Annotated in this window: 28 protein-coding genes; 18 read left to right on the forward strand and 10 right to left on the reverse strand. The window is 64.2% G+C overall.

The features are described from left to right. Positions 1 to 11: 11 nt before the first annotated feature. Positions 12 to 971: a TAXI family TRAP transporter solute-binding subunit gene (locus NKJ08_RS19540; RefSeq protein WP_352528649.1), complete on the reverse strand. Its 960-nt coding sequence runs from the start codon at positions 969 to 971 to the stop codon at positions 12 to 14. Positions 972 to 1,229: 258 nt separating this feature from the next. On the opposite strand from NKJ08_RS19540, the gene NKJ08_RS19545 reads away from it, so the two are divergent. Beyond that, the gene (locus tag NKJ08_RS19545) at positions 1,230 to 1,598 is read left to right on the forward strand and encodes a YciI family protein (protein WP_352528647.1); all 369 of its coding nucleotides are present in this window, start codon (positions 1,230 to 1,232) and stop codon (positions 1,596 to 1,598) included. 7 nt (positions 1,599 to 1,605) lie between these two features. Continuing rightward, a complete protein-coding gene (locus NKJ08_RS19550; RefSeq protein ID WP_352528645.1) occupies positions 1,606 to 2,865 on the forward strand; it encodes an RNA polymerase sigma factor in 1,260 nt (419 codons plus the stop codon). 242 nt (positions 2,866 to 3,107) lie between these two features. Here NKJ08_RS19550 and cysK read toward each other — a convergent pair whose 3' ends face one another. The 5 genes from cysK to hrcA all read right to left on the reverse strand — a co-directional run bounded on the left by cysK (position 3,108) and on the right by hrcA (position 7,759). Then, positions 3,108 to 4,088 carry a cysteine synthase A gene (gene cysK / locus NKJ08_RS19555; protein WP_352528643.1) on the reverse strand — a complete coding sequence of 327 codons (981 nt, stop codon included), beginning with the start codon at positions 4,086 to 4,088 and terminating at the stop codon, positions 3,108 to 3,110. Between the two features lie 165 nt (positions 4,089 to 4,253). Further along, entirely contained in the window at positions 4,254 to 4,871 is a 618-nt protein-coding gene (locus NKJ08_RS19560) for a LysE family translocator (protein ID WP_352528641.1), read from the reverse strand. An 88-nt stretch (positions 4,872 to 4,959) separates the two neighbouring features. After that, complete coding sequence (locus NKJ08_RS19565) at positions 4,960 to 6,315, reverse strand: PQQ-dependent sugar dehydrogenase (protein WP_352782856.1); 1,356 nt, start codon at positions 6,313 to 6,315, stop codon at positions 4,960 to 4,962. Between the two features lie 100 nt (positions 6,316 to 6,415). Further along, positions 6,416 to 6,613, reverse strand: a complete 198-nt coding sequence (locus NKJ08_RS19570) for a hypothetical protein (protein ID WP_352528640.1) — start codon at positions 6,611 to 6,613, stop codon at positions 6,416 to 6,418. A 33-nt stretch (positions 6,614 to 6,646) separates the two neighbouring features. Beyond that, a complete protein-coding gene (gene hrcA / locus NKJ08_RS19575; RefSeq protein ID WP_352528638.1) occupies positions 6,647 to 7,759 on the reverse strand; it encodes a heat-inducible transcriptional repressor HrcA in 1,113 nt (370 codons plus the stop codon). A gap of 131 nt (positions 7,760 to 7,890) precedes the next feature. Here hrcA and rph point away from each other — a divergent pair, with 131 nt between their 5' ends. Genes rph through NKJ08_RS19600 form a run of 5 tightly spaced genes read left to right on the forward strand, consistent with a single transcriptional unit; the run spans position 7,891 to position 11,247 of the window. Further along, positions 7,891 to 8,607 carry a ribonuclease PH gene (gene rph, locus NKJ08_RS19580; RefSeq protein ID WP_352528636.1) on the forward strand — a complete coding sequence of 239 codons (717 nt, stop codon included), beginning with the start codon at positions 7,891 to 7,893 and terminating at the stop codon, positions 8,605 to 8,607. A 33-nt stretch (positions 8,608 to 8,640) separates the two neighbouring features. Next, on the forward strand, positions 8,641 to 9,051 hold the full coding sequence (locus NKJ08_RS19585; protein ID WP_352528634.1) for a VOC family protein: 411 nt from the start codon (positions 8,641 to 8,643) through the stop codon (positions 9,049 to 9,051). Next, positions 9,051 to 9,758, forward strand: a complete 708-nt coding sequence (rdgB, locus tag NKJ08_RS19590; protein ID WP_352528632.1) for an RdgB/HAM1 family non-canonical purine NTP pyrophosphatase — start codon at positions 9,051 to 9,053, stop codon at positions 9,756 to 9,758. Before NKJ08_RS19585 ends, rdgB begins: the two co-directional genes overlap by 1 nt. Continuing rightward, positions 9,755 to 10,918: a radical SAM family heme chaperone HemW gene (gene hemW, locus NKJ08_RS19595; RefSeq protein ID WP_352528630.1), complete on the forward strand. Its 1,164-nt coding sequence runs from the start codon at positions 9,755 to 9,757 to the stop codon at positions 10,916 to 10,918. The genes rdgB and hemW overlap by 4 nt, the downstream gene beginning before the upstream one ends. Before the next feature lie 5 nt (positions 10,919 to 10,923). Beyond that, positions 10,924 to 11,247 carry a low molecular weight protein tyrosine phosphatase family protein gene (locus NKJ08_RS19600; RefSeq protein ID WP_352528628.1) on the forward strand — a complete coding sequence of 108 codons (324 nt, stop codon included), beginning with the start codon at positions 10,924 to 10,926 and terminating at the stop codon, positions 11,245 to 11,247. A gap of 72 nt (positions 11,248 to 11,319) precedes the next feature. Here the strand turns inward: NKJ08_RS19600 and NKJ08_RS19605 are convergent, their stop codons facing one another. Beyond that, positions 11,320 to 11,508: a hypothetical protein gene (locus NKJ08_RS19605; protein ID WP_352528626.1), complete on the reverse strand. Its 189-nt coding sequence runs from the start codon at positions 11,506 to 11,508 to the stop codon at positions 11,320 to 11,322. 7 nt (positions 11,509 to 11,515) lie between these two features. Continuing rightward, complete coding sequence (locus tag NKJ08_RS19610) at positions 11,516 to 11,701, reverse strand: hypothetical protein (protein ID WP_352528624.1); 186 nt, start codon at positions 11,699 to 11,701, stop codon at positions 11,516 to 11,518. 191 nt (positions 11,702 to 11,892) lie between these two features. On the opposite strand from NKJ08_RS19610, the gene rsmI reads away from it, so the two are divergent. Beyond that, entirely contained in the window at positions 11,893 to 12,801 is a 909-nt protein-coding gene (rsmI, locus tag NKJ08_RS19615; protein ID WP_352528622.1) for a 16S rRNA (cytidine(1402)-2'-O)-methyltransferase, read from the forward strand. Then, a complete protein-coding gene (locus NKJ08_RS19620; protein ID WP_352528620.1) occupies positions 12,794 to 13,171 on the forward strand; it encodes a YraN family protein in 378 nt (125 codons plus the stop codon). Before rsmI ends, NKJ08_RS19620 begins: the two co-directional genes overlap by 8 nt. A gap of 86 nt (positions 13,172 to 13,257) precedes the next feature. Here NKJ08_RS19620 and NKJ08_RS19625 read toward each other — a convergent pair whose 3' ends face one another. Continuing rightward, positions 13,258 to 13,419: a hypothetical protein gene (locus NKJ08_RS19625; protein ID WP_352528708.1), complete on the reverse strand. Its 162-nt coding sequence runs from the start codon at positions 13,417 to 13,419 to the stop codon at positions 13,258 to 13,260. Positions 13,420 to 13,604: 185 nt separating this feature from the next. On the opposite strand from NKJ08_RS19625, the gene NKJ08_RS19630 reads away from it, so the two are divergent. Both NKJ08_RS19630 and NKJ08_RS19635 read left to right on the forward strand, forming a co-directional pair. Next, complete coding sequence (locus NKJ08_RS19630) at positions 13,605 to 14,564, forward strand: complex I NDUFA9 subunit family protein (RefSeq protein ID WP_352528618.1); 960 nt, start codon at positions 13,605 to 13,607, stop codon at positions 14,562 to 14,564. An 83-nt stretch (positions 14,565 to 14,647) separates the two neighbouring features. Further along, positions 14,648 to 14,884 carry a metallothionein gene (locus NKJ08_RS19635; RefSeq protein WP_502896079.1) on the forward strand — a complete coding sequence of 79 codons (237 nt, stop codon included), beginning with the start codon at positions 14,648 to 14,650 and terminating at the stop codon, positions 14,882 to 14,884. A gap of 49 nt (positions 14,885 to 14,933) precedes the next feature. Here NKJ08_RS19635 and NKJ08_RS19640 read toward each other — a convergent pair whose 3' ends face one another. Then, a complete protein-coding gene (locus NKJ08_RS19640; protein WP_352528616.1) occupies positions 14,934 to 15,740 on the reverse strand; it encodes an undecaprenyl-diphosphate phosphatase in 807 nt (268 codons plus the stop codon). Between the two features lie 162 nt (positions 15,741 to 15,902). Here NKJ08_RS19640 and NKJ08_RS19645 point away from each other — a divergent pair, with 162 nt between their 5' ends. The 7 genes from NKJ08_RS19645 to dapB all read left to right on the forward strand — a co-directional run bounded on the left by NKJ08_RS19645 (position 15,903) and on the right by dapB (position 23,740). After that, the gene (locus NKJ08_RS19645; protein WP_352528700.1) at positions 15,903 to 16,595 is read left to right on the forward strand and encodes a glutathione S-transferase family protein; all 693 of its coding nucleotides are present in this window, start codon (positions 15,903 to 15,905) and stop codon (positions 16,593 to 16,595) included. After that, positions 16,576 to 17,745 (forward strand): tRNA epoxyqueuosine(34) reductase QueG, encoded by a 1,170-nt coding sequence (queG, locus tag NKJ08_RS19650; protein WP_352528614.1) that lies wholly within the window; start codon positions 16,576 to 16,578, stop codon positions 17,743 to 17,745. The genes NKJ08_RS19645 and queG overlap by 20 nt, the downstream gene beginning before the upstream one ends. Continuing rightward, positions 17,742 to 18,647, forward strand: a complete 906-nt coding sequence (locus tag NKJ08_RS19655; RefSeq protein ID WP_352528612.1) for an SDR family NAD(P)-dependent oxidoreductase — start codon at positions 17,742 to 17,744, stop codon at positions 18,645 to 18,647. The genes queG and NKJ08_RS19655 overlap by 4 nt, the downstream gene beginning before the upstream one ends. Positions 18,648 to 18,712: 65 nt before the next feature. Beyond that, the gene (gene mepA / locus NKJ08_RS19660; RefSeq protein ID WP_352782859.1) at positions 18,713 to 19,798 is read left to right on the forward strand and encodes a penicillin-insensitive murein endopeptidase; all 1,086 of its coding nucleotides are present in this window, start codon (positions 18,713 to 18,715) and stop codon (positions 19,796 to 19,798) included. Between the two features lie 107 nt (positions 19,799 to 19,905). Then, positions 19,906 to 20,931, forward strand: a complete 1,026-nt coding sequence (locus NKJ08_RS19665; RefSeq protein WP_352528610.1) for a glucokinase — start codon at positions 19,906 to 19,908, stop codon at positions 20,929 to 20,931. Between the two features lie 119 nt (positions 20,932 to 21,050). Then, entirely contained in the window at positions 21,051 to 22,910 is a 1,860-nt protein-coding gene (locus NKJ08_RS19670) for an ABC transporter ATP-binding protein (protein WP_352528608.1), read from the forward strand. Continuing rightward, positions 22,907 to 23,740, forward strand: coding sequence for a 4-hydroxy-tetrahydrodipicolinate reductase (gene dapB, locus NKJ08_RS19675; RefSeq protein ID WP_352528606.1), 834 nt, complete (start codon positions 22,907 to 22,909; stop codon positions 23,738 to 23,740). Before NKJ08_RS19670 ends, dapB begins: the two co-directional genes overlap by 4 nt. Positions 23,741 to 23,753 lie beyond the last annotated feature (13 nt).

A 23,753-nucleotide genomic window follows, 5' to 3' on the forward strand; every position in this document is an offset into this window, starting at 1 on the left:
GAGGGAGCGCCCTACTTCAGCAGTCCCTTTTCCTTGTAGTATCTCTCGGCGCCTGGATGCAGCGGCACCGGCATGCCGTCGAGCGCCTTTGCCGGGTCGATCGCTTTGGCGGCGGCATGGGCGGCGGTGAGCTGGTCGAGATGCTCGAACAACAGCTTGGTCATCTGGTAGGCGGTCTCGTCGGCGACATCGGCGCTTGTGATCAGGAAATTGCCGACAGCGGCGGTCGCGACATCCTCGGTCTGGCCCTCATAGGTGCCTTTCGGGATGACCACCGAAAGATAGGGCGAGCCGATCTTGGCGACGTCCTCCGCCGGCACCGCAACGATGTTGACCGGCAGCGAGGTGGCGAGGTCACGGATCGATGCAACGCCCAGGCCCGCCGATTGCAGCGTGGCGTCGAGCTGGCGGTTCTTGATCAGCTCCACCGATTCGGCGAAGGGCAGATATTCGATCCGCCCGAGGTCTTCGTATTTCAGCCCGGCAGCGGCGAATATCGTGCGGGCGTTGAGCTCGGTGCCCGAAGCCGGCGCGCCGACCGACAGGCTCTTGCCCTTGAGGTCGGCGAGCGTCCTGATGCCGGACTCCTTGCTGGCGACGATCTGGATGTAGTTGGGGTAGATGGCGGCAATGCCGCGCAGCTTGTCGAGCTTGCCTGGGAAGCCGGCTTCGGTATTGCCTTCGGCGGCCAGTTTGACGGAATCGCCCAGCGCAAAGGCAATCTCGCCCTTACCCTGCTGCAGAAGATTGAGGTTTTCGACCGACGCTTTCGTCGCCTGCACCTGGGTGCGCGCGCCTTCGATGCCCTTGCCGTAGATTTCCGACAGGGCGACGCCGAGCGGATAGTAGACGCCGGACGTGCCGCCGGTCAGCACGTTGATGAATTCCTGCGCCTTGACCGATGCCGCGCCAAACCCAAGCGACAGCGCCAGCACGCCGGCTGCAACAAATTTCGTCCTGAAATAGAGCATCCGATTTCCTCCCTGAAAATTCGCCGCCGTGCCGTCCTCTGCGGCGCGAAGCGAGGCAAGTTTAGACGGCGGGCGGGAAATGCCAACCCGCAATAGCAGTGATTAGACGAACGGCTAAGCAATGCCGCAACACACAGGCGCTTGCGCGATGTCGCATCGCGGCCGAAAGATTTTTCCAGCGCCTGTCGAAATCGGGCAGGGCCGCGCGACATACGTCCGGCTCGCAACGATGCGGCCTTCGAGAAACGGGAGAAGACCATGCGATACATGCTTTTGATCTACGGAAACGAAGCCGGGATGGCAGCCGCGCCGGCAGACGCGGTGACACAGATGTCGAGCGCCTATGTCGCCTACACCGAAGCGCTGAAGAAATCGGGCGCCTGGCTTGCCGGCGACCGGTTGAAGTCGACGCAATCCGCCACCTCGGTGCGGATGGCCAACGGTAAGACCAACGTGCTCGACGGCCCCTATGCCGACACCAAGGAGCAGCTTGCCGGCTTCTATATGATCGAAGCGGAGGACGTCGACGCGGCCATTGCCTGGGCGGCACGCTGCCCGGGCGCCAGCACCGGCACGGTCGAGGTGCGGCCGATCTGGGAAATGACGGAGTACTTATCTGAGAAATGACCATGTGATGGACGGTCGCCCGGAGATGGCGCGGGCGGCGGCGGAAGCGGCCGCCCGGCAAAGCTACGGCAAGCTGGTCGCCTATCTCGCCGCGCGCACGCGCGACGTGGCCGGTGCCGAGGACGCCTTGGCCGATGCCTTTGCAGCGGCGCTCGAGCGTTGGCCACAGGCGGGCGTGCCCGACAAGCCGGAAGCCTGGCTGCTGGCGGTGGCGCGCAGGCGCCGCGTCGACGCAATCCGGCGGCGGCTGACCAGCGAGGCGGGCCGCGACCACCTCAGGCTGATCGCCGAGGAGATGGAGGCACGCGTGGCCGACGAAGACCTGCCGGACGAGCGGCTCAGGCTGATGTTTGCCTGCGCCCATCCGGCTATCGAGGCCGGCGTGCGAGCGCCGCTGATCCTGCAGACCGTCCTTGGCTTCGACGCAGCGACCATCGCCTCGGCTTTTCTTGTCTCGCCAGCCACGATGAGCCAGCGCCTGGTGCGCGCCAAGACCCGCATCCGCGAGACCGGCATTCCGTTCCGCGTCCCGGAGAGGGCCGAACTCGGCGAGCGGCTGGGCACCGTTCTGGAAGCGATCTACGCGGCGTTTGCCGAAGGCTGGTCCGACCCGGCCGGCACCGAAACGCTGCGCCGTAATCTCGCGACCGAAGGCATCTGGCTCGGCCGTCTGCTGGCCACGTTAATGCCGGACGAACCGGAAGCGCTCGGCCTGCTGGCGCTGATGCTGTTCGCCGAGGCGCGGCGTGCAGCGCGGCGCAACGCGGCGGGCGATTATGTACCGCTGGCCGAGCAGGATCTTGCACTGTGGGACGATACAATGATCGATGAAGCGGAGACGCTGCTCAGGCGCGCCGCGGCCAAGAGCGTTGTCGGCCGCTACCAGCTCGAGGCCGCCGTGCAGTCCGCCCATACGACACGACGGCTGACCGGTTGTACCGACTGGGTCGCGATCAAGGAGCTCTATGACGCGCTGTCGGTGATTGCCGGCTCGCCGGTGGTTTCGATCAACCGCGCGGTGGCCATTGCCGAGGTCGGCGGCGCGGCGGCAGGATTGAGTGCACTTGATGAGCTTGGCGACGACAAGCGGCTTGCCGACTACCAGCCCTATTGGGCGGCGCGCGCGGGCCTGCTGGCCAGGCTCGGCAAAGTTCCGCAAGCGAGCGAGGCCTATGACCGGGCTATCGGCCTCGAACGCGACCCGGCCGTGCGCCGGTTCCTGCAGGACCGACGGGCAGGGCTTTGCGAACGGGCGGCGGATGATTGAGACACGTCCTTGAGTCGGCCACAGAAACCTGTTGATGCCGGCGGGACAACGCCCCCTCTGTCCTGCTGGACCTCTCCCCCACGAGTGGGGAGATTGGACGTCATTTCGGCTTTCGCCAATCGCCAACGTTGCAGGAGTGAGCGGCGCGCTGAAGCTGCCAATCTCCCCCCAAGTGGGGGAGATGCCCGGCAGGGCAGAGGGGGGCGCGAAGGATCGCTACGAATCGATCCTGTGTCGAAAACCTAAGCACCCAATCCCTCGAACAGGATCGTCGAGAGGTAGCGCTCGGCGAAGGAGGGGATGACGACGACGAGATTCTTGCCCTTGTTCTCCGGCCGCGAGCCGACGACGATCGCCGCTTGCAGGGCGGCACCCGACGAGATGCCGACCGGCACACCTTCGAGGCGGGCGACGAGCCGTGCATTGGCGACCGAATCCTCGTTCGAGACCTTGACGATCTCGTCATAGATCGTCGTGTCGAGGATTTTTGGTGCGAAGCCGGCGCCAATGCCCTGGATCTTGTGCGGGCCTGGCTGGCCGCCGGATAACACCGGCGAGGCTTCCGGCTCGACGGCGACGACATGCACCGACGGCTTGCGCTTCTTCAGCACCTGGCCGACGCCGGTGATGGTACCGCCAGTACCGATGCCGGCAACGAAGATATCGACTTCGCCATGGGTGTCGTTCCAGATTTCCTCGGCCGTGGTGCGGCGATGGATTTCCGGATTGGCCGGGTTCTCGAATTGTTGCGGGATGACGGCGTGGGGCAGCGTTGCCGCCAGCTCGTCGGCCTTTGCGATGGCGCCTTTCATGCCTTTCGGCCCTTCGGTCAGCACCAGTTCGGCACCGAGCAGCGCCAGCATCTTGCGGCGCTCGACCGACATGGTTTCCGGCATGGTCAGGATCAGCTTGTAGCCCTTGGCAGCGGCGGCAAAGGCGAGCGCGATGCCGGTATTGCCCGAGGTCGGCTCGATCAGTGTGGTCTTGCCGGGCGTAATCCTGCCCGAAGCCTCCAGCGCCTCGATCATCGACACGCCGATGCGGTCCTTGACCGAGCCGATCGGGTTGAAGAATTCGAGCTTGGCGAGCAGATTGGCGACGACACCCTTCTCCCTGGCGAATTTGTCGAGCCGCACCAGCGGCGTGTCGCCGATCGTCTCGGTGATCGAATTGTAGATGCGGCCGCGGCCGGGCACGTGTGTGGGGGTGGCGGGCTTGTTCATTGGTTTTCCTCCCAGAGGTCAAGCGGCAAGAGTCGGGCGGGCATAAGATAGAGCCATCCGCAGCGCAAGATAGGCTGTCGATCGAAAATATCCGAGTGAAGTTCGTGCCGAAATACCACCGCTTTGGAAAGGCGTGACAATCCTTGGGCGGCTTGGCGAAAGACGCTATTGGCGGGCGGCGATTGCTGCTGCCGCCCCGATCATGAAACCGGCGGCGGTGCGGTTGAGTGCCCTCAGCGCACGCGGCGACTTCAGGAACCAGCGTGCCTTGGCAGCCAGCGCCAGATAGGGCACCAGCACCACGAGCAGGACGACGATGGTGAGCGCGACAAGGATGCCGTAATCGGCCAGCGTGATCGTCTTCAGATCGACGATGGTCGGGGTGATGGCGAGATAGAAGATCATCGTCTTCGGATTGCCGAGAGTGACGGCGAGGCCGGCTACAAAGCTGGATGCCAAGCCGCCCTTGCCTTTCTTCGCCTCCACCGTTTCGGGCGTGATGCCGCTCGTCCAGAAGCGCCAGCCAAGAAAAGCGAGGTAGGCGACGCCCAGCCATTTGATGGCCAGAAAAACCATGCCGAAGGTTTGTGCGACGAAAGCGAGGCCGAGCACCACGGCAGTAAGATAGGTCAGATCGCCGAGCATCAGCCCGAACGACATGGCCAGCGACGAGCGGAAGCCCGAACCCAGCGCACGCGCAACGAGCGCGGTGACGCCGGGGCCGGGGATGGCTGCGGCAATGCCGAGGGCGGCACTATAGGCGAGGAACCCAGTGAGCGTCATGATTCGAGCTTGTCGCACAATGTTGAAGTTGGGTGAATTCCCTCGGGCCGGATTCGATTACTCCAGCGCAGGAGACGATTCGGCCCCGTTAAGAGCGACCGTCTCCATAGGTGATGCGCCAGATGGTGCCGTTACCGTCCTCGGTGACGATCAGCGAGCCGTCCTTGGCCATGGCGACACCGACCGGGCGGCCCCAGACGGCGTCGTTCGAGATCACGAAGCCGGTCATGAAGTCCTCATACGCACCGGTCGGCTTGCCGTCCCTGAATTTGAGCCTCACCACCTTGTAGCCGGTCCTGGCGCCGCGGTTCCACGAACCATGCATGGTGACGAAAGCGTCACCGTGATAATCCGCCGGAAAGTTCTCGCCGTCGTAGAAGGCTATGTTCATCGGCGCCGAATGCGCTTGCATCAGCACGTCGGGGACAGTGGCCTTGCCGGCGAGGTCGGGCCGCTCGCCCTGATGGCGCGGATCGTCGTGATTGCCGATGTAGTACCAAGGCCAACCATAGAAAGCGCCGTCCTTGACTTCAGTTGCAAATTCGAACGGCACATTGTCGCCGAGTTCGTCGCGCTCGTTGACGACGCACCACAACGCGCCGGTGGCTGACTGCACGGTCATGCCCGTACAGTTGCGCAGGCCGGTGGCGACAGTTCGGGGATTTTTGCCATCCGGGTCGAAGGCTAGCACATCGGCACGGCCGTCCTCGGAGCCCCAGGCCGCACCGAGCGGCTTTGATTTCGCCCAGGCATCGAGGCCGCCATCCGGCTCCTTGCCTATGTCCTCGGCGACGTTCGAGGCGGAGCCAACCGACAGATAAAGCGTCTTGCCATCCGGCGAGAAGGCGATGTCGCGGGTCGAGTGACCGCCCGACGGGATTTTGGCGACAATGGTTTCTGGTTTGCCGGACGCCTTTAGGTCGCCGTCGCGATAGGGGAAGCGGACGATGCTGTCGCTGTTTGCGACATAGACCCATTGCGGCTTGTCCCCTGGCGGATAGAAGGCGATGCCATATGGATAACTGAGCCCCTTGGCGAAGATCGCTTTCTCGATGGGCTTGGCGCTGCCCTCGGCGAGACGATAGACGCGTATCTGGTCGGCATGGCTGTTGGCAACGAACAGGTCGCCATTCGGAGCGACGCGCACGACGCGCGGATTGACGATGCCGGATGCGATCATTTCGGCCGAGAAGCCCGGCGGCAATTCTGGCTTGGCGCTTTCGGGCCGTTCCGCCACGCCGGCGCCGTTCGAAGCGGATTGGGCGGGATCGGCTGTCGGCATGTCTTGCGGCCCGATCAGGCGGCGGATGCCAGGCCTGTCGGCGTGCCAATCGCCAAAAGCGGCTTCGCCTTTGAGCACCTTCTGATCCGCCTGCTGGGCGGATGCCGGTGTCGCAACAAGGAGAGCAGCGGCAATGGCCGCAAAGCCGCCAGATCGGATCATCATCGTCCTTCGGGATTCGCCTCGAAGAGGACAAACGGGATGAGGCATCGGTCGTTCCAAGCGGGCGTCCAGCACACGAGGATTTGAAGCCGAACCCCGGTTACTTGCCAGCGGCGTAGAAATCGTCGTCGAGGCGCTTTTCCAGCGCGACCAGATCGGCCGGCAGCGGCAAGCCCATGGCCCGCATCTCCCCCAGCTTTTCGCGCAATTGCTCCTGTACCTCGTGCTGATCCTGGGGCTGGTTGACCATTTCCTCGAGCAGCAGGCTGATCTGGGCCTTGAACGATTCCAGCGCCATTCTTTTTCTCCTTGCGGCAGGCCGCGGCGGCTCCTAGCGCAGCATGCGCGAAATCAGCTGCGCGGTATAGTCGACCATCGGTACTATGCGCGCATAATTCAGCCGCGTCGGCCCGATCACGCCGAGCGCACCGACGACGCGCGCGTCCTTGTCGCGATAGGGTGCCACCACCAGTGATGAGCCCGACAGCGAAAACAGCTTGTTTTCCGAACCGATGAAGATGCGCACGCCCGGGCCTTCCTCGGCGAGGTCGAGGAGCTGGATCAGCCCATCCTGGGTTTCGAGATCCTCGAACAAATGCCGCAGCAGCTCGATGTCGGCCTGGGCGGTGACGTTTTCCAGGAGATTGGCGCGGCCGCGCACGATAAGCCGCCCAGGCACCCCGCTTTCGGCACCTGCCCAGACCGCCAGGCCCTTCTCGACCAGATCCTGCGAAAGCGTGTCGAGGGCTGCCCTCGTCTCTTCCTTGATGCGGGCGATCTCGACCCGCGCCTCGGCCAGCGTGCGGCCGCGAATATGGGCGTTGAGGAAGTTCGAGGCTTCGTGCAATTGCGAGACGGTGATGCCGGCGGGCAGGTCGATGACGCGGTTTTCGACGTCGCCGTTCTGCGAGACCAGCACGGCAAGCGCCTTGGTCGGCTCGAGCTGGATGAATTCGATGTGCTTCAGCGCCACCTCGTTTTTGGCGGCGAGCACGAGGCCGGCGCCGCGCGACATGCCGGATAGCATCTGGCTGGCCTCGGTCAGCATATGCTCCAGCGTCGCGCCCGAGCCGGAGGCGCGCACCTGCGCCTCGATGGTGCGGCGCTCCTCGTCTGAGAGGTCGCCGAGCTCCATGAAGGCGTCGACGAAGAAGCGCAGGCCGGCCTGGGTCGGCAGCCGGCCGGCCGAAATATGCGGCGCGTAGATCAGGCCGAGATGCTCGAGGTCGCTCATCACGTTGCGGATGGTGGCCGGCGACAGCGACGAGGGCAGGATGCGCGACAGGCTGCGCGAACCGACCGGCTCGCCATCCCTCAAATAAGAATCAACGATGCGCCGGAAGATGTCGCGCGAACGTATGTCGAGCGATTGAAATGCGGGCGATTGAAGCGCGTGCGACGGGAGCACGTGTGATTGCGAACCGGGATCGACTGCCTTGGTCATTCGAGCCAAAAACCTCCGGCCCGAAGATATAGACTTCTGCGGCGTCGGCGCAACCGGTCCATTTTCCTTTGCGCCTCACGCCCCGTGCGGCTACAAGCCGGCCAAGATTCCGAAGAAAGAAAGAAGCCTGAATGCGCCCTTCCAAACGCCAATTCGACGAAATGCGCCCCATCTCCTTCGAGCGCGGCGTCTCCAAGCACGCGGAGGGCTCGTGCCTGGTGAAGTTCGGCGACACACATGTGCTGTGCACGGCCAGCCTGGAGGAAAAGGTGCCGGGCTGGATGCGCAATTCCGGCAAGGGCTGGGTGACGGCGGAATACGGCATGCTGCCGCGCTCGACCGGCGAGCGCATGCGCCGCGAGGCGTCGGCCGGCAAGCAAGGCGGCCGCACACTGGAGATCCAGCGGTTGATCGGCCGTTCCTTGCGGGCGGTGGTCGATCTGCAGGCGCTCGGCGAGCAGCAGATCACCGTCGACTGCGACGTGATCCAGGCCGACGGCGGCACGCGCACCGCTTCGATTACCGGCGGTTGGGTGGCGCTCTACGACTGCCTGCGCTGGATGGAAGCCCGCCAGATGGCGAGCCTGGGCAAGGTGCTGAAGGATCACGTTGCGGCAATCTCTTGCGGCATCCATGATGGCCAGCCGGTCATCGATCTCGACTATATCGAGGATTCCTCGGCCGGCACCGACGCCAATTTCGTCATGACCGGCAAGGGCGGCATTGTCGAAATCCAGGGCACGGCCGAGGGCGAGCCGTTTTCGGAAGAGCAGTTCGCGGCGCTGATGAGGCTGGCCAAGAAAGGCATTCAGCGTCTGGTCAGCCTGCAGCAGATGGCCGTGGACTGATCTTCAGTTTATGACGATGAGGTTGACGATCCTGTGACTCCTTCCGCAATCCTGGAATCAGCACTCTACGTGACGGATCTTGCTGCCGCGGAAGAGTTCTATTCCGGCGTGCTCGGGCTCGATCTGCTCGGCAAGGTCGGCGGCAGGCATCTCTTCTTCCGCTGCGGCGACGGCGTGCTGCTCATCTTCAACGCCGAAGCGACCAAAGTGCCGCCGGCGCCCGATGCCAGGCTGCCAGTGCCGCCACATGGCGCGGTCGGCGAGGGCCATCTCTGCTTTGCCGCAAGCGCCGACGAGATCGTGCGCTGGAAAGCGCATCTGGAAGCAAAGAGCATCGCCATCGAAAGCGAGTTGGAGTGGCCGCAGGGCGGCCGCTCGATCTATATTCGCGACCCCTCGGGCAATTCGATCGAATTCGCCGAACCAAGAATCTGGGGCATCTGATGCATTCGCCAACTGTTCATTCGCCAACTGTTCATTCGCCAACTGTTCATTCGCTTGACGGGAAGAAGATCGTCGTCGCCAGTCATAATGCCGGCAAGCTGCGCGAATTTGCCGAGCTGATGGCGCCGTTCGGCTTCGAGGCGACGTCGGCCAAGGAATACGGCCTGCCGGAACCGGACGAGACCGGCACCACCTTCGAGGAGAACGCGCTCATAAAAGCCCTGGCCGCCGCCAAAGCCACCGGATTGCCGGCGCTCTCGGACGATTCCGGCCTGTGTGTCGATGCGCTCGACGGCGCGCCTGGCGTCTACACCGCCAACTGGGCCGAGGCGCCGGACGGCTCCCGCGATTTCGGCATGGCCATGCAGCGCACGGAAGTGGCCTTGCAGGAAGTCGGCGCGGTCGCGCCTGCTCAGCGCAGGGGCCGCTTTGTCGCGGTCATCTGCCTGGCCTTTCCCGACGGCGAGGCTGAATATTTTCGCGGCGAGGTCGAAGGCACGCTGGTGTGGCCGCCGCGCGGCGAGCTCGGCTTCGGCTACGACCCGGTGTTCTTGCCCGACGGCTTCGAAAAGACCTTCGGCGAGATGAGCGCGGAGGAAAAGCATGGCTGGAAGCCCGGCCAGCCAACCGCATTGTCGCACCGCGCCCGCGCTTTCCAGAAATTCGCCCAAGCCAGACTGGATTTGGCGCGATCGGGCGCCGCATGACCATGCTGCTCGATCGCCGCCCGGGTTTCGGCGTCTACATCCACTGGCCGTTCTGTGCGGCCAAGTGCCCCTATTGCGACTTCAACAGCCATGTCCGCCACCAGCCGGTCGACCAGGAGCGTTTTGCGCGCGCCTTCGAAACCGAACTGGCGACCATGCGCGCACGCACCGGGCCGCGCGAGGTGACGAGCATCTTTCTTGGCGGCGGCACGCCGTCGCTGATGAAGCCGCAGACCGTGGCCGCGGTGCTGGACGCCGTGGCGAAGAACTGGACGGTGCCTGATGGCATCGAGGTGACGCTGGAAGCCAATCCTTCCTCCGTCGAGGCCGAGCGCTTTCGCGGCTACCGCGCGGCGGGCGTCAACCGGGTGTCGCTCGGCGTGCAGGCGCTGAACGACAAGGATCTGCGCTTTCTCGGCCGTTTGCACAATGTCGATGAGGCCCTGCACGCGATCGGTCTGGCGCGCGAGATCTTTCCCCGGCTGTCGTTCGACCTGATCTACGCGCGGCCCGGCCAGACGCCTGAAGCGTGGCAGGCGGAGCTCGAGCAGGCGATCGGCCACGCCGCCGACCATCTGTCGCTCTATCAGCTGACCATCGAGGAAGGCACGCCGTTCCACGCATTGCATGCGGCAAGGAAATTCATCATTCCAGACAATGACCATGCCGCCGACCTCTACGCGTTGACGCAGGAGATCACCGCCGCGCACGGGCTGCCGGCCTATGAGATTTCCAACCACGCCAGGCCGGGCGCCGAAAGCCGGCACAATCTCACCTATTGGCGCTATGGCGAATATGTCGGCGTCGGTCCCGGCGCGCATGGCCGCTTCGTCGAGAGCGGCCGCCGCGTGGTGACGATCGCCGAGAAAATGCCGGAGACCTGGGCCAATCTGGTCGAGGCCAAGGGCCATGGCGTCACCGGCGGCGAGATCTTGACGCGATCGGAAGAGGCCGACGAGTTCCTGCTGATGGGGCTGAGGCTGGCGGAAGGCATCGACCTTTCGCGTTACGAAGCGTTCTCCGGGCGCGGCCTGTCGACGGCACGGCTTTCGGTGCTGCAGGACGAAGGCCTCGTGGCACCGATCGGCAACGCCCGCCTGCGCGCCACGCCGGCCGGCATGATCGTGCTCGATGCGGTGGTGGCGGATCTGGCGCGGTAGCATCGTTGAAGAACGTTCTCTTCATCTGCAGCCAGAATCGCTTGCGCAGCCCGACTGCGGAGCAGGTGTTTTCCAAGCGCCGGGACATCGAGGTCGCATCAGCGGGCACCAATCACGATGCCGACACTCCGTTGACGCACGAACTCGTCGCCTGGGCCGATATCATCTTCGTGATGGAAAAGGCACATCGAGCCAAACTGCAACGGAAATTCAACACCAGCCTGAGGAAGGCTCGCGTGATCTGCCTCGATATTCCCGACGATTATGAATTCATGGACCCGGCTCTGGTGGGTCTGCTGCAAGCGCGCGTCTCAAAGTATCTGGGTTGAATGATACATCGCCGAGCATTCGCAACCGCGCTTTCGAGAACTGTCTCGGCCAATCGCGAAGGTTTCCGGTGGTCAAGCCTCGTGCTTGTGGCGGTGTTTGCCGCGATCTTTTTCGCTGGCAACCTCTCCGGAGCGGGCCTGCTTGATCTCGCTTTTGTCGCGCGGGGCACGGTGCTGGTCGCCTGTGGGATGTGATGCTGCGCCATCACGGGCGCTTTTTGTTTCGAGACGGGTGATGAAAATGTCGAAGCGATTGGGCATCGTCCGGTCAGTGCTCCGTCGTGTTGTCGGTTTCGGTTGCGGGCTTGCGCTCTGCCAATGGCTGGCATGCGAGCGGCTTCTTGGCTCTGCCATCTGCGGCTTCGGCAGGCAGGCTCTTGTCGCTCGGCGGGGCGAAGCGCTTGCGGCCGGCATAATAGGGTTCGAAAACGTCCTGTATTGTCAGGCTGTCCATCCTGCTCCTCCCGAGATCAGGTGTAAAATTCGCCGGCAACGGTTTCGTTCCCTACTGTGGCGAAGGCATGGCCGCCGGTTCACGTCGGCATCCTTTTGGAAGTCCGGGCTTTTGTAACCCGGGCCTTTGCAACCCAAGCTTTTGCAACCAGGCGTGAGCCGTGCCAAACAGGGTCGAATGGAGTTGTGCAGGTGACCGGCGAATTGGCCAAACGCAGTTATGTGATCGGGCAGACCGAGATCGCCGCCCGGCCGCTTGAGCCGGCGCTCTATCTGGTAGCGACGCCGATCGGCAATCTCGCCGACATCACGCTGCGCGCGCTGGAAACGCTCGCCGCCGCCGATATCGTCGCCTGCGAGGACACGCGTGTTTCGCGCGTCCTGCTCGACCGGTACGGCATCCGCCGCCGCACCACCGCCTATCACGAGCACAATGCCGGCGAGGCCGGGCCGAAGCTGATCGCGGCGTTGCTGGCCGGGCAAAGCGTGGCGCTAATCTCGGATGCCGGCACGCCGCTCATCTCCGATCCCGGCTACCGGCTGGTCGGCGAGGCGCTGGAACGCGGCATTCGTGTCGTGCCGATCCCCGGACCGTCGGCGCCAGTTGCCGCTTTGACGGCATCCGGCCTGCCTTCGGACGCCTTTCTGTTTGCCGGCTTCCTGCCGGTGAAGACCGGGCAGCGGCTGACGCGGCTGGAAGTGCTGAAGGCCGTGCCGGCAACGCTGATCTTCTTCGAATCGCCGCGCCGACTGGCCGAGACGCTCAGTGCTATGGTCGAGGCGCTGGGCGGCGCCCGCAAGGCGGCGATCGGCCGCGAGCTGACCAAGACCTTCGAGGAAATGCGGACCGGCACCTTGCAGTCGCTTGCCAGCCACTACGCGGCAGCCGATACGCCGAAAGGCGAAATCGTCATCTGCGTCGGTCCGGCCGATGCGGTCGCTGATGAACCGGCGGACATCGACCGGCTTCTGCTTTCGCTCGCCGCCGAAATGCCGGCCTCCAAGGCAGCGGCGGAAGCCGCCAAGATGACGGGTGGCCAGAAGCAGGCGCTCTATCGTCGGCTGCTCGACCTCAGGGCCAGCGGAGACGGCGATGGTTGAACGGCCGAGCGCCAGCCGGCAAAAGGCCTACCGGCGCGGCCATCACGGCGAATGGCTGGCGGCAGCGGCGCTGATGGTGAAGGGCTACCGGATTCTAGCCCGCCGCCACCGCACCAGGTTCGGCGAGATCGACCTGATCGCGCGGCGCGGCGATTTGGTGCTGATCGTCGAGGTCAAGGCGCGCCGCACGCTGATGGAGGCAATGGAAGCCGTCGGCCGCGAATCGGAGCGCCGCATCGAGGGTGCCGCCGATTTCTGGCTTTCGCGCCAATCCGACTACGGAAAATTGTCGGTGCGCTTCGACATGGTGGCGGTGCTGCCATGGCGCTGGCCGGTGCATGTCGAGAACGTGTTTTACGGACGGAACTAGGCCATTCCCGAAGTGGGGCTCGTTTTGCTGCGCTGACCTCCGGTTCAGATCAGGGTGAACAGGAAATAGAACCCTAGGGTCAAAACTCAATCAGCTGCCGCAAATGGCCGAGATGGGTGGATATTGCCCATCGTCTCGTCGATGGGAACAAACAAGCAGCGCCATTTGCTGACCTTCGATGCGCCGCGCAAAAGCGGACAGTCCGGCAGGAGACATTCGGGTTTTTCGTCGGCAGCCTGGATCGTCATGTGCCGGCGACTCACCTGTTTCGCTCAATCGATCGGTTTGTCGACCTCTGGAACATTTGTCGACCTCTGGAACAAAAGCGTTCCTGCGTTGTTCTCCAACCGTCCTGATGTTCGACGGGCTGGTTCAAATGCCGGCCAGAGCAGTCTTCGCGGCAGGCATGCGAAGACACGGGATGGCGAGGCAAATGGATCCTGACGATCTCAACATGGAACGGATCGTCACTGTGTTCGGCGGAACAGGCTTTCTCGGGCGCAGGATCGTGAAGCGGCTCCTGGAAAGGGGTTTCACGGTCCGTGCCGCATCCCGTCACCCGGCTCGCGTGGGCCTGGTCTTTTCCTCGACTACAAGGATGCCCGAAGCAGTCGAGGCGGATATATTGGATGCGTCCTCGATCGGGTCGGCCATTACCGGATCACAGGCGATCGTGAATGCTGTCAGTCTTTATGTCGAGCGGGGCGTCCAGACGTTTGAACGCGTGCATGTGAAAGCCGCGGCTGATCTCGCCGCCGCGTCGCGCGATGGCGAGGTCGACAAGTTCGTGCAGATTTCGGGGATCGGCTCCGATCCTCAATCGGATTCGAATTATATTAGGGCACGTGGGCGCGGAGAAGTTGCCGTGGAGAGCGCATTTCCCGGCGCTTTCATTGTGCGTCCCGCCGTCATGACAGGACCTGACGACGCTTTCCTCACGACCATTGTGAGGCTGATACGCCTCCTGCCGGTCTATCCGCTGTTCGGCGACGGTAGCACGCGGCTTCAGCCGGTCTATGTGGCAGACGTCGCAGAAGCAGTGAGCCGGCTGATCGACGGGCCAAACCGCAAGGGTTCATCCATATTCGAATTCGGTGGCCCGCGCATCTACACCTATAAGGAACTGCTTCGGGAGATCGCCCGACAGCTCGATATGCACGTCAAGCTGATGCCGGTGCCCTTTGCGGTGTGGAACGCCTTGGCTGGCGTCGCGGAACTCCTTCCGGCCACCCCCATAACGCGCAACCAGATCGATCTTATGCGTCACGACAATGTGGCAGCAATCGACGCGCCGGGCCTGAAGGAACTCGACATCGAGCCGCGGGACATCGACGAGGTGATCCGCTTGATCGAACAGCGCCGCGACGCAGGCTCGCGCTCGTCTCCCGCTTAGGAAGGCCCTATGATCCTGACGGGAACCTATCGCCGCGCGACAGGTTGGTCGAGCTTGAGGCCAATGAAAGAAGGAAAAGAACTATGGCCAGATGCGATCAATGCGGGAATGACTACGACAAGGCTTTCAAAGTGACGATGGCCGAGGTGACCTACACTTTCGACAGCTTCGAATGCGCGATCCAGAAACTTGCTCCGACGTGTCCGCATTGCGGATGCCGGATCATCGGACATGGCGTCGAACAGGATGACATCATCTACTGCTGCGCACATTGCGCCGCGGAGGAAGGTGCAAGCGCGCTGACCGATCGCGCGCCTTGATGCACCTCTTGGCCTCCCCAGGGCGACCGTTCCGAATGGTTGCGCCGGCTCACCCCCAGATGGCCAGTGCTGTCAGGCCGACGATGCCGACGACCAGCCGCCACCAGCCGAACAGCGCGTAGCCGTGGCGCGAGACGTAGTCGAGCAGGAAGCGCACGACGATCAATGCGGTGACGAAGGCGGCGACGAAGCCGACGGCGATGATGGGCAGGTCGGCGCTGCTCAGCACGTTGCGGTTCTTGAACAGGTCGAAGGCGAAGGCGCCGACCATCGTCGGGATGGCAAGGAAGAAGGAGAATTCCGCCGCCGCCCGCTTGTCGACGCCGAGCAGCAGCGCGCCGACGATGGTCGAACCCGAGCGCGACGTGCCGGGGATCAGCGACAGGCACTGGAACAGCCCGATCTGCAGATAGAGCCTGGTCGGAAACCGCTCGACATCGTGGTAGTACGGCTTCGGCTTCATGCGATCGACCAGCAGCAGGATGACGCCGCCGATGATCAGCATGATGCAGATCAGCCGCGGCGATTCGAACAGCACCGTCTTGATGAAATCATGCGCCAGCGCGCCGATGACGGCCGCCGGCAGGAATGCGATGAGGATGCCAAGGACGAAATGCCGCGTCAGGCGATCGTAGGGCAGTTCGAGCAGCATCTTCCAGAGACGGCGGAAATAGACGCTGAGGATCGCCAATATGGCGCCGAGCTGGATCAGGATCTCAAAGGCCTTGCCGGTCGAATGGAAGCCGAGGAAATGGCCGGCGAGCAGGATATGGCCGGTCGAAGACACCGGAATGAACTCGGTCAACCCCTCGAGCAGCCCGAGCAGCAGCGCTTCGACGACGGTCTGGCTTTCCATGGCAACCTCGGCGTTGGGGTGAGGGCTTGAGAAAAGGGCTTGCTTGTCACAGCGCGGAACTCCCCCTATAGGTCGCAGCACCCTGACAGCCCGGTGAATCGGGCGATCAAGACTTACCGGCGCAGCCGGCAATTTGCCAGTGCGCTCTATTATCGCGGGACCATGCTGACGCTTTTCCACCATCCGATGTTCGCCAGCTGCCGCTTCGTCCGCCTCGCCTTTGGCGAGTATGGCGAGGAACTGGCGCTGATCGAAGAGAAGCCGTGGACGCGGCGCAAGGAGTTCCTGGCGCTGAACCCGGCCGGCACGCTGCCGATCCTGCTCGCCGAGGGCGACGTGCCGATCGTCGGCGCAGGGGTCATCGCCGAATATCTCGATGAGACGCGCGGCGTGCTGAAGCGCGACAAGCGGCTATTCGCCGAAGACCCGATGGAGCGCGCCGAAATCCGCCGGCTGACCGACTGGTATCTCAACAAGGCGGAAAGCGAGGTCACCCGGCATCTGGTTCGCGAGCGCGTGCTGAAGCCGGTCATGCCGGAAACGGCGGGCGGCGGCTCGCCCGATTCGGCGGCGATCCGCGCCGCCCGCGCCAACATCCGCCAGCATATGAAATACACCAACTGGCTGGCCGGCACCCGTCATTGGCTGGCCGGCAACAAGGTCACCTATGCCGATCTCGCGGCGGCGGCGACGCTGTCGGTGCTCGACTATCTCGGCGAGATCGACTGGCGCGAACACACCGCTGCGCGCGAATGGTATACCAGGGTGAAATCACGGCCTTCGTTCCGGCCGCTCCTGTCCGACCGGGTGCGCGGCCTGTCGCCGGTGTCACATTATGCGGACCTCGATTTCTGACGCGGCAAAGCTGCGCGCGCTGATCGACCGCGAGGCGCGGAACGCCGGCTTCGACGCCGTTGCCGTCACCACGCCCGATGCGATCCCGCAGGCGCCGGCGCGGCTGGCCGAATTCGTTGCCGACGGCTTTCACGGCTCGATGGGCTGGATTGCCGAAACGCTCGAGCGGCGAGGCAAACCGACGGCACTTTGGCCGGAGGTCCGCTCGATCATCGTGCTGGCGATGAATTACGGCCCCGACCACGACCCGCGCGAAATCCTGGCAAAGCGCGACCGCGGCGCGATCTCGGCCTATGCGCAGAACCGCGACTACCATGACGTCATGAAAGGCCGGCTGAAGGCGATCGCCGGCAAGATCGTGGCGCGCACCGGTGGCGACGTGAAAGTGTTCGTCGACACCGCGCCGGTGATGGAAAAGCCGCTGGCCGAAGCCGCCGGCCTCGGCTGGCAAGGCAAGCACACCAATCTGGTCAGCCGCGCGCACGGCTCCTGGCTGTTCCTCGGCACCATCTTCACGACGGCCGAGCTCGTGCCGGACGGGCCCGAGGACGACCATTGCGGCTCCTGCCGCGCCTGTCTCGACGTCTGCCCGACCGACGCCTTTCCCGCGCCCTACCGGCTCGATGCGCGGCGCTGCATTTCCTACCTCACCATCGAGAACAAGGGGCCGATCCCGCATGAGTTCCGCGAAAGGATCGGCAATCGCATCTATGGCTGCGACGACTGCCTGGCTGCCTGTCCATGGAACAAGTTCGCCCAAGCCGCCTCGGAGGCGAAGCTTGCCGCCCGCGACGATCTGCGCGAACCGCGGCTCGCCGAGCTGCTGCGTCTGGACGACGCCGCCTTCCGCGCGTTTTTTTCGGGTTCGCCGGTCAAGCGCATCGGCCGCGACCGTTTTATCCGCAACGTGCTGACCGCCGCCGGCAATTCCGGCGATTTGTCGCTTGCCGACGCCGTTCGCACGCTGCTCGGCGATGCCTCGCCCCTGGTTCGCGGGGCGGCTGTATGGGCACTGTCGCGGCTTGTGCCGGGGACCGAATTCGCTGAACGTGCCATTTCTGCCGTGAAAACAGAGACCGACGAGGCTGTGAGAAACGAGTGGCATTTTGCGTCACGAGACCCCCAAATGCAGGCTGAGATGCGCGTATGACAATTAAGAAGGTGCTGATATTTGGCGCTGGCTATTCAGGCATGGCGTTCGCACGGGCGAACAAGGATCCAGGTACAACGATCGTCGGCACCACGCGCTCTCAGGAGAAGTTCGAAGCGCTGAGGGAGGCCGGCATCACGCCTATTCTGTTCGAAAATACGGTCGGTATCCTGGACGAGATCAGTGCGGTGACGCACCTCATCATTTCCGTTCCGCCGGACGAGGCTGGTGATCCCATTCTTGGAACATTCAGCGAGCCGATCGAACAATGGATGCCGGCGCTCGAATGGGTCGGCTATCTCTCCACTGTCGGTGTCTATGGCGATCATGGCGGCGATTGGGTGGACGAAACATCCCACTGCCGGCCTGTATCGAAGCGCTCCATCATGCGGGTAAAGGCCGAACGGCAATGGCTGAAATTTGGCAGTAAGACGATTTTCGTGCCAGTGGCGATTCTGCGGCTTTCCGGCATTTACGGACCGGGCCGCAACGCCCTGGTCAATCTGGAAAACGGCACCGCCCGGCGGCTGGTCAAGCCGGGCCAGGTGTTCAACCGCATCCATTGCGACGATATTGCCGGTGCGCTTTGGCATCTCGCCGAAGGCAATCGCGGCGGCATCTTCAACGTCACCGACGATCTACCGGCGCCGCCCCAGAACGTCGTCGCCTATGCCGCCTCTCTGATGGGCATCGAGCCGCCGCCGGAAATCCCGTTCGAGACCGCCCAACTTTCGCCCATGGCGCGGTCCTTCTATGGCGAGAACAAGCGTGTCGCCAACGCGGCGATCAAAGCGGCCGGTTATCGCTTTCGCTTTCCCGACTATCGCTCGGCCCTCGATGCCATGTGGGCCAGCGGCGACTGGCGCGACGGCGAGGCGCGCAGCCCGATGAAGCGGTCGTGATCGATGCGTTGCGCGAGCCGTGGTATGATGTGATTCAAATCAGGGAGGGGTCCCGCTTGGTGAAGATGTTGAAGCGATCCTTGTCCGGAGGAGCGCGCCTGCTTTCGGCAGCACTGGCCGTCGCCAGCTTGACGGCACTGGCAGAGCAGCCGGCGGGCGCGGAGCAACGGGCAAAAGCCCTGTTCGGCGCCAAAGAGCTACCGGCGCTCGCTGCGCCGCAATCGATCGGCTTCTATTCCAAGGGCTGTTTTTCCGGCGGCGTCGCGCTTCCCATGGATGGCCGGCACTGGGAGGTGATGCGGCCTTCGCGCAACCGCCGCTGGGGCCATCCGGCAATGATCGCGCTGATCGAGAAATTGTCACGCGACGCCGCCGCCGACGGCTGGCCGGGTCTGTTGATCGGCGACATTTCGCAACCGCGCGGCGGTCCGATGCTGACCGGTCATGCCTCGCACCAGATCGGCCTCGACGCCGACATCTGGCTGACGCCGATGCCCGACCGCAAGCTCTCGACAGAAGAGCGCGAAAACATCAGCGCTAGCTTAATGGTCGATGAAAAAACCCACCTGGTGAAGGACGGCGTGTGGACGCCGATGCATACGCGGCTGTTGAAGCGCGCCGCGAGCTATCCCGAAGTCGAGCGCATCCTGGTCAATCCAGGGATCAAGAAGAAGCTCTGCGACACGGTCAAGCGCGACCGCAGCTGGTTGCGCAAGGTCAGGCCGTTCTGGGGCCACGACTACCACTTCCACATTCGCATCGGCTGCCAGGCTGGATCACCCGACTGCAGGGCGCAGGAAGCGACGGCGCCGGGCGATGGGTGCGACCAGGCGCTGGCCTGGTGGTTCACCGAGGAGCCGTGGCGCCCCAACAAGAACCCGGACAAGCCGAAGGCACGCGACGTGATGACGATGGCGAACCTGCCCAGACAATGCCAGTTCGTGCTCGACGCGCCGGCTCCGGCCTCGGTGGAAGCAGTCACCTACTATGGCGACGGCGTGCCGATCGCGGCCGCACCCGCTGTCGCGGCAGAACCTCCGCCGCAGCCGACCGTCGCAGCCGGCGCGGCAGCGCTTCCGGCCTCGGCGAATGCCTTTGTGGCGACCCCCGAGATCGGCATTCCGCTGCCGCGGCCACGACCGGGACACTGACGCGGATTGCGTGTTCGCCGTTTGCATCCGTGCATCGTCCAATTCGAAAACCCATTTCCCTTTCCAAGGTCATGCGCTAGTCAACAGGAGTGGGAACGGACGAGAGCATGCCAGGCGTAAGCGACGACGACACTCTGTTGCGGTTTCCGATCCTGATCGGCGACATAGGCGGCACCAATGCGCGCTTCTCGATCGTGCTCGACGCGAATTCCGAGGCCGGCGAGCCGACCATCGTCCAGACCGCCAATTTCAACACGATCGATGAGGCGATCCAGGCGGCCGTGCTCGACCGCTCGTCGGTCCGGCCGAATTCGGCTGTGCTGGCGGTAGCCGGCCCTGTCGACAGCGACGAGATCCCGCTCACCAATTGCCCATGGATCGTCAAACCGAGACAAATGTTCGCCAGTCTCGGCCTCAGCGATGTCGTGGTGCTCAACGATTTCGAGGCACAGGCGCTGGCTGTCGTCGCGCTCGGCGAAGAGCATATGGAAAAGATCGGCGGTGACGCGCCGGAACCGAATTCCGGGCGGGTGGTGCTCGGTCCGGGAACCGGGCTCGGTGTCGCCGGGCTGGTCTATGCGCTGCATCACTGGATACCGGTGCCCGGCGAGGGTGGCCATATGGATATCGGACCGCGCTCGCCGCGCGATTTCCAGGTCTTTCCGCATATCGAGAAGCTCGAGGGCCGCATCTCCGGCGAACAGATCCTGTCCGGACGCGGCCTGGTCAATGCCTACCGGGCGGTGGCCAAGGCGGACGGCAAGCCGTCGCCGTTCACCACGCCGGCCGAGATCACCGCCGCGGCGCTGGCAAAGACCGATCCGGTAGCCGAAGAGGCGCTGTCGATCTTCGTCACCTGCCTGGGGCGCACCGCCGGCGACCTCGCTCTGGTGTTCATGAGCCGCGGCGGCGTTTTCCTCACCGGCGGCATCGCGCAAAAAATCCTGCCGGCGCTGCGGACCGGCAATTTCCGCGCCGCCTTCGAGGACAAGGCGCCGCACAGCGCCCTGATGCGCAGCATGCCGGTCTATGTCATCACCCATCCGCTGGCGGCGCTTTTAGGGCTGGCCGCCTATGCCAGAAATCCGTCGCTGTTCGGCGTGCAGACGGCGGGGCGGCGCTGGCAGGTCTAGGCTGCAACCTGCGCCGCGACGAAGTTTCGCCGTCCTCGGCCATAGGCAAGCCGCCATTGGAGCGTTAAGAGGTTGCCGAATTGCAGCCGGCCGAAGCCAAAACCACAAAGCGCTCCAAATTGACACTTCTAGCACCAACCAAAGGGAAAGTCCGGCCCGGCGAAATCGTGGCGGTGATCCGCCGCATCATCGCCGAGAACAGCCGCGAATACCGCTGGTACTATGTTCTTGCCGTGCTGTGCCTGGTGACGATCGCGGCGACGACCGCCTTCACCGCATGGATCATGAAGGACGTCGTCGACCAGATTTTCTACAAGCAGCGCGGCGATCTTATCGCGCTGATCAGCGTGTCGATCCTGGCCGCCTTCATGCTGCGCGGGCTGGCCAGCTACGGCCAGGCAGTGACGCTGGCCAAGATCGGCAACAATCTGGTGGCGCGCTATCAGCGCCGCATCTTCGACCATCTGATGAAGCTCGGCGTCGGCTTTTTCAACGACACCCGGTCGGGCCGGCTCGCCGCGCAGATCAACGAGAACGTCAACGGCATTCGTGATCTTTTGTCGATGACGCTGACGTCGCTGGCGCGCGATGCCGTGTCGCTTGTCGCGCTGCTCGGCGTCATGATCTGGCAGGACCCGGTGCTCTCGGCGATGTCGCTGCTGATCGGGCCGCCTTTGATCTACACCGTCACCTATCTGATGCGCCGGGTGCGGCGCATCACCCGCGAATCGGTGCAGATCAACTCGCGGCTGATCGGCGCCATGCAGGAGGCGACGCAAGGCATCGCCATCGTCAAGGCTTTCACCCTGGAGGACGAGCTGTCGCGCCGCATTGGCGGCCTCGTCGCCGGCGCCGAGCAGCGGTCGAACAAGATCGCCCGCGTCTCCGAACGGTTGACGCCGATCTCCGACATGCTGGCCGGCTTCGCCGTCGCCGGCGTCATCGCCTATTCCGGCTACCGGGCAACCGTCGGCGGCCAGCCGCCTGGCGCCGTCGTTGCCTTCATCACCGCCCTGCTGCTTGCCTATGATCCGGCCAGGCGGCTGGCGCGTATGCAGGTCGGCATGGAAAAGTCGCTGGTCAACGCGCGCATGATCTACGAGCTTCTCGACCTCGAGCCGCAGCAGGGTGACGTGCCGGCAGCCGCCGAGGCGAAATTCACCTCTGGCGAAGTGCGCTTCAACACCGTGTCTTTCCGCTATGTCGAAGAGGCGCCGGTCCTGCAGGATCTGAGCTTTGTCGCCGCCGCCGGCAAGGTGACCGCCATCGTCGGAGCCTCGGGCGCCGGCAAGACGACGCTGGTTGCGCTGCTGCAGCGCTTCTACGATGTCGAGTCGGGCAGCATCGAAATCGACGGCCAGGACATTTCAAAGGTCACCAAGCATTCGCTGCGCGGATCGATCGCCTATGTCTCGCAGCAGCCCTATCTGTTTGAAGGCACCATCCGCGACAACATCCGCTACGGACGACTGAGCGCCACCGACGCCGAGATTGAACGCGCCGCCCACCAGGCCGCGGCCGACGATTTCATCCGCCAGCAGCCGCAAGGCTACGACACGCCCGTCGGCGAGAACGGCGTGACGCTGTCGGGCGGTCAGCGCCAGCGCGTATCGATTGCCCGCGCCATCGTTCGGCAGGCGCCGATCCTGCTGCTCGATGAAGCCACCTCGGCGCTCGACAACGAGGCCGAGGCCCGCGTCCAGCAGGCGCTGACCCATGTCATGGAAGGGCGCACAACCATTGTCATCGCGCACCGGCTGTCGACGGTGGTCAATGCCGACCATATCATCGTGTTGGAGCAGGGCCGGCTGGTCGAACAGGGCACGCATGCCTCGCTGATGGCCGACCCGCACAGCGTCTATACGCGGTTCCACCGGGTGCAAGGCAGGAAAGGGCTGGGGCTTGTCGATGACGGCAAGCCAATCCAGACTGCGGCGCAAAATGTTCGCGCGAAAAAGGCGGCCGGGAGACATTCATGAGTGACACGCCGACCGTTAGTGAAATGGGCCTCGTGGTCGTGGGCGCGGCCGGCCGCATGGGCCAGGCGCTGATCCGCGCCATCCACACGATACCGGGCGCCCGTGTCGCCGGCGCGATCGAGCGGGCCGGTTCGCCCCATATCGGCAAGGATGCCGGCGAACTGGCCGGCGTCGGCAGGCTCGACGTGGCGATCGGCGACGATCCGCTGCCGGCCTTCGCCAAGGCCGACGGCGTGCTCGATTTCACCACGCCGGCAGCGACCGTCGAATTCGCCGGCTATGCGGCGCAGGCGCGCATCGCCCATGTCATCGGCACCACCGGCTGCTCGGCCGAAGACAATGCCAGGATCGCGGCGGCGGCGCGCCACGCGACTATCGTCAAATCCGGCAATATGAGCCTCGGCGTCAATCTGCTGGCGGTGCTGGTGGAGCAGGCGGCGCGCGCGCTCGACGCCGACGATTTCGACATCGAGATCCTGGAAATGCACCATCGGCACAAGGTCGATGCGCCGTCGGGCACGGCGCTGCTGCTCGGCGAAGCCGCCGCCATCGGGCGCGGCGTATCGCTTGCCGGCAACGATGTGCGCGTGCGCGACGGCCATACGGGCGTGCGCAAGGCAGGCTCGATCGGTTTCGCCAGCTTGCGCGGCGGCTCGGTGGTCGGCGACCACAGTGTGGTGCTGGCCGGTACCGGCGAGCGCATCACGCTCGCCCACCACGCCGAAGACCGGGCGATCTTTGCCCGCGGCGCGGTCAAGGCAGCCCTGTGGGCGCGCGGCCGCAAGCCGGGCCTCTATTCGATGCGGGACGTGCTCGGCCTGACCAGCTGATCCACAAAATTTG

The organism is Mesorhizobium sp. M0244, assembly GCF_040321795.1.
GTDB lineage: Bacteria > Pseudomonadota > Alphaproteobacteria > Rhizobiales > Rhizobiaceae > Mesorhizobium.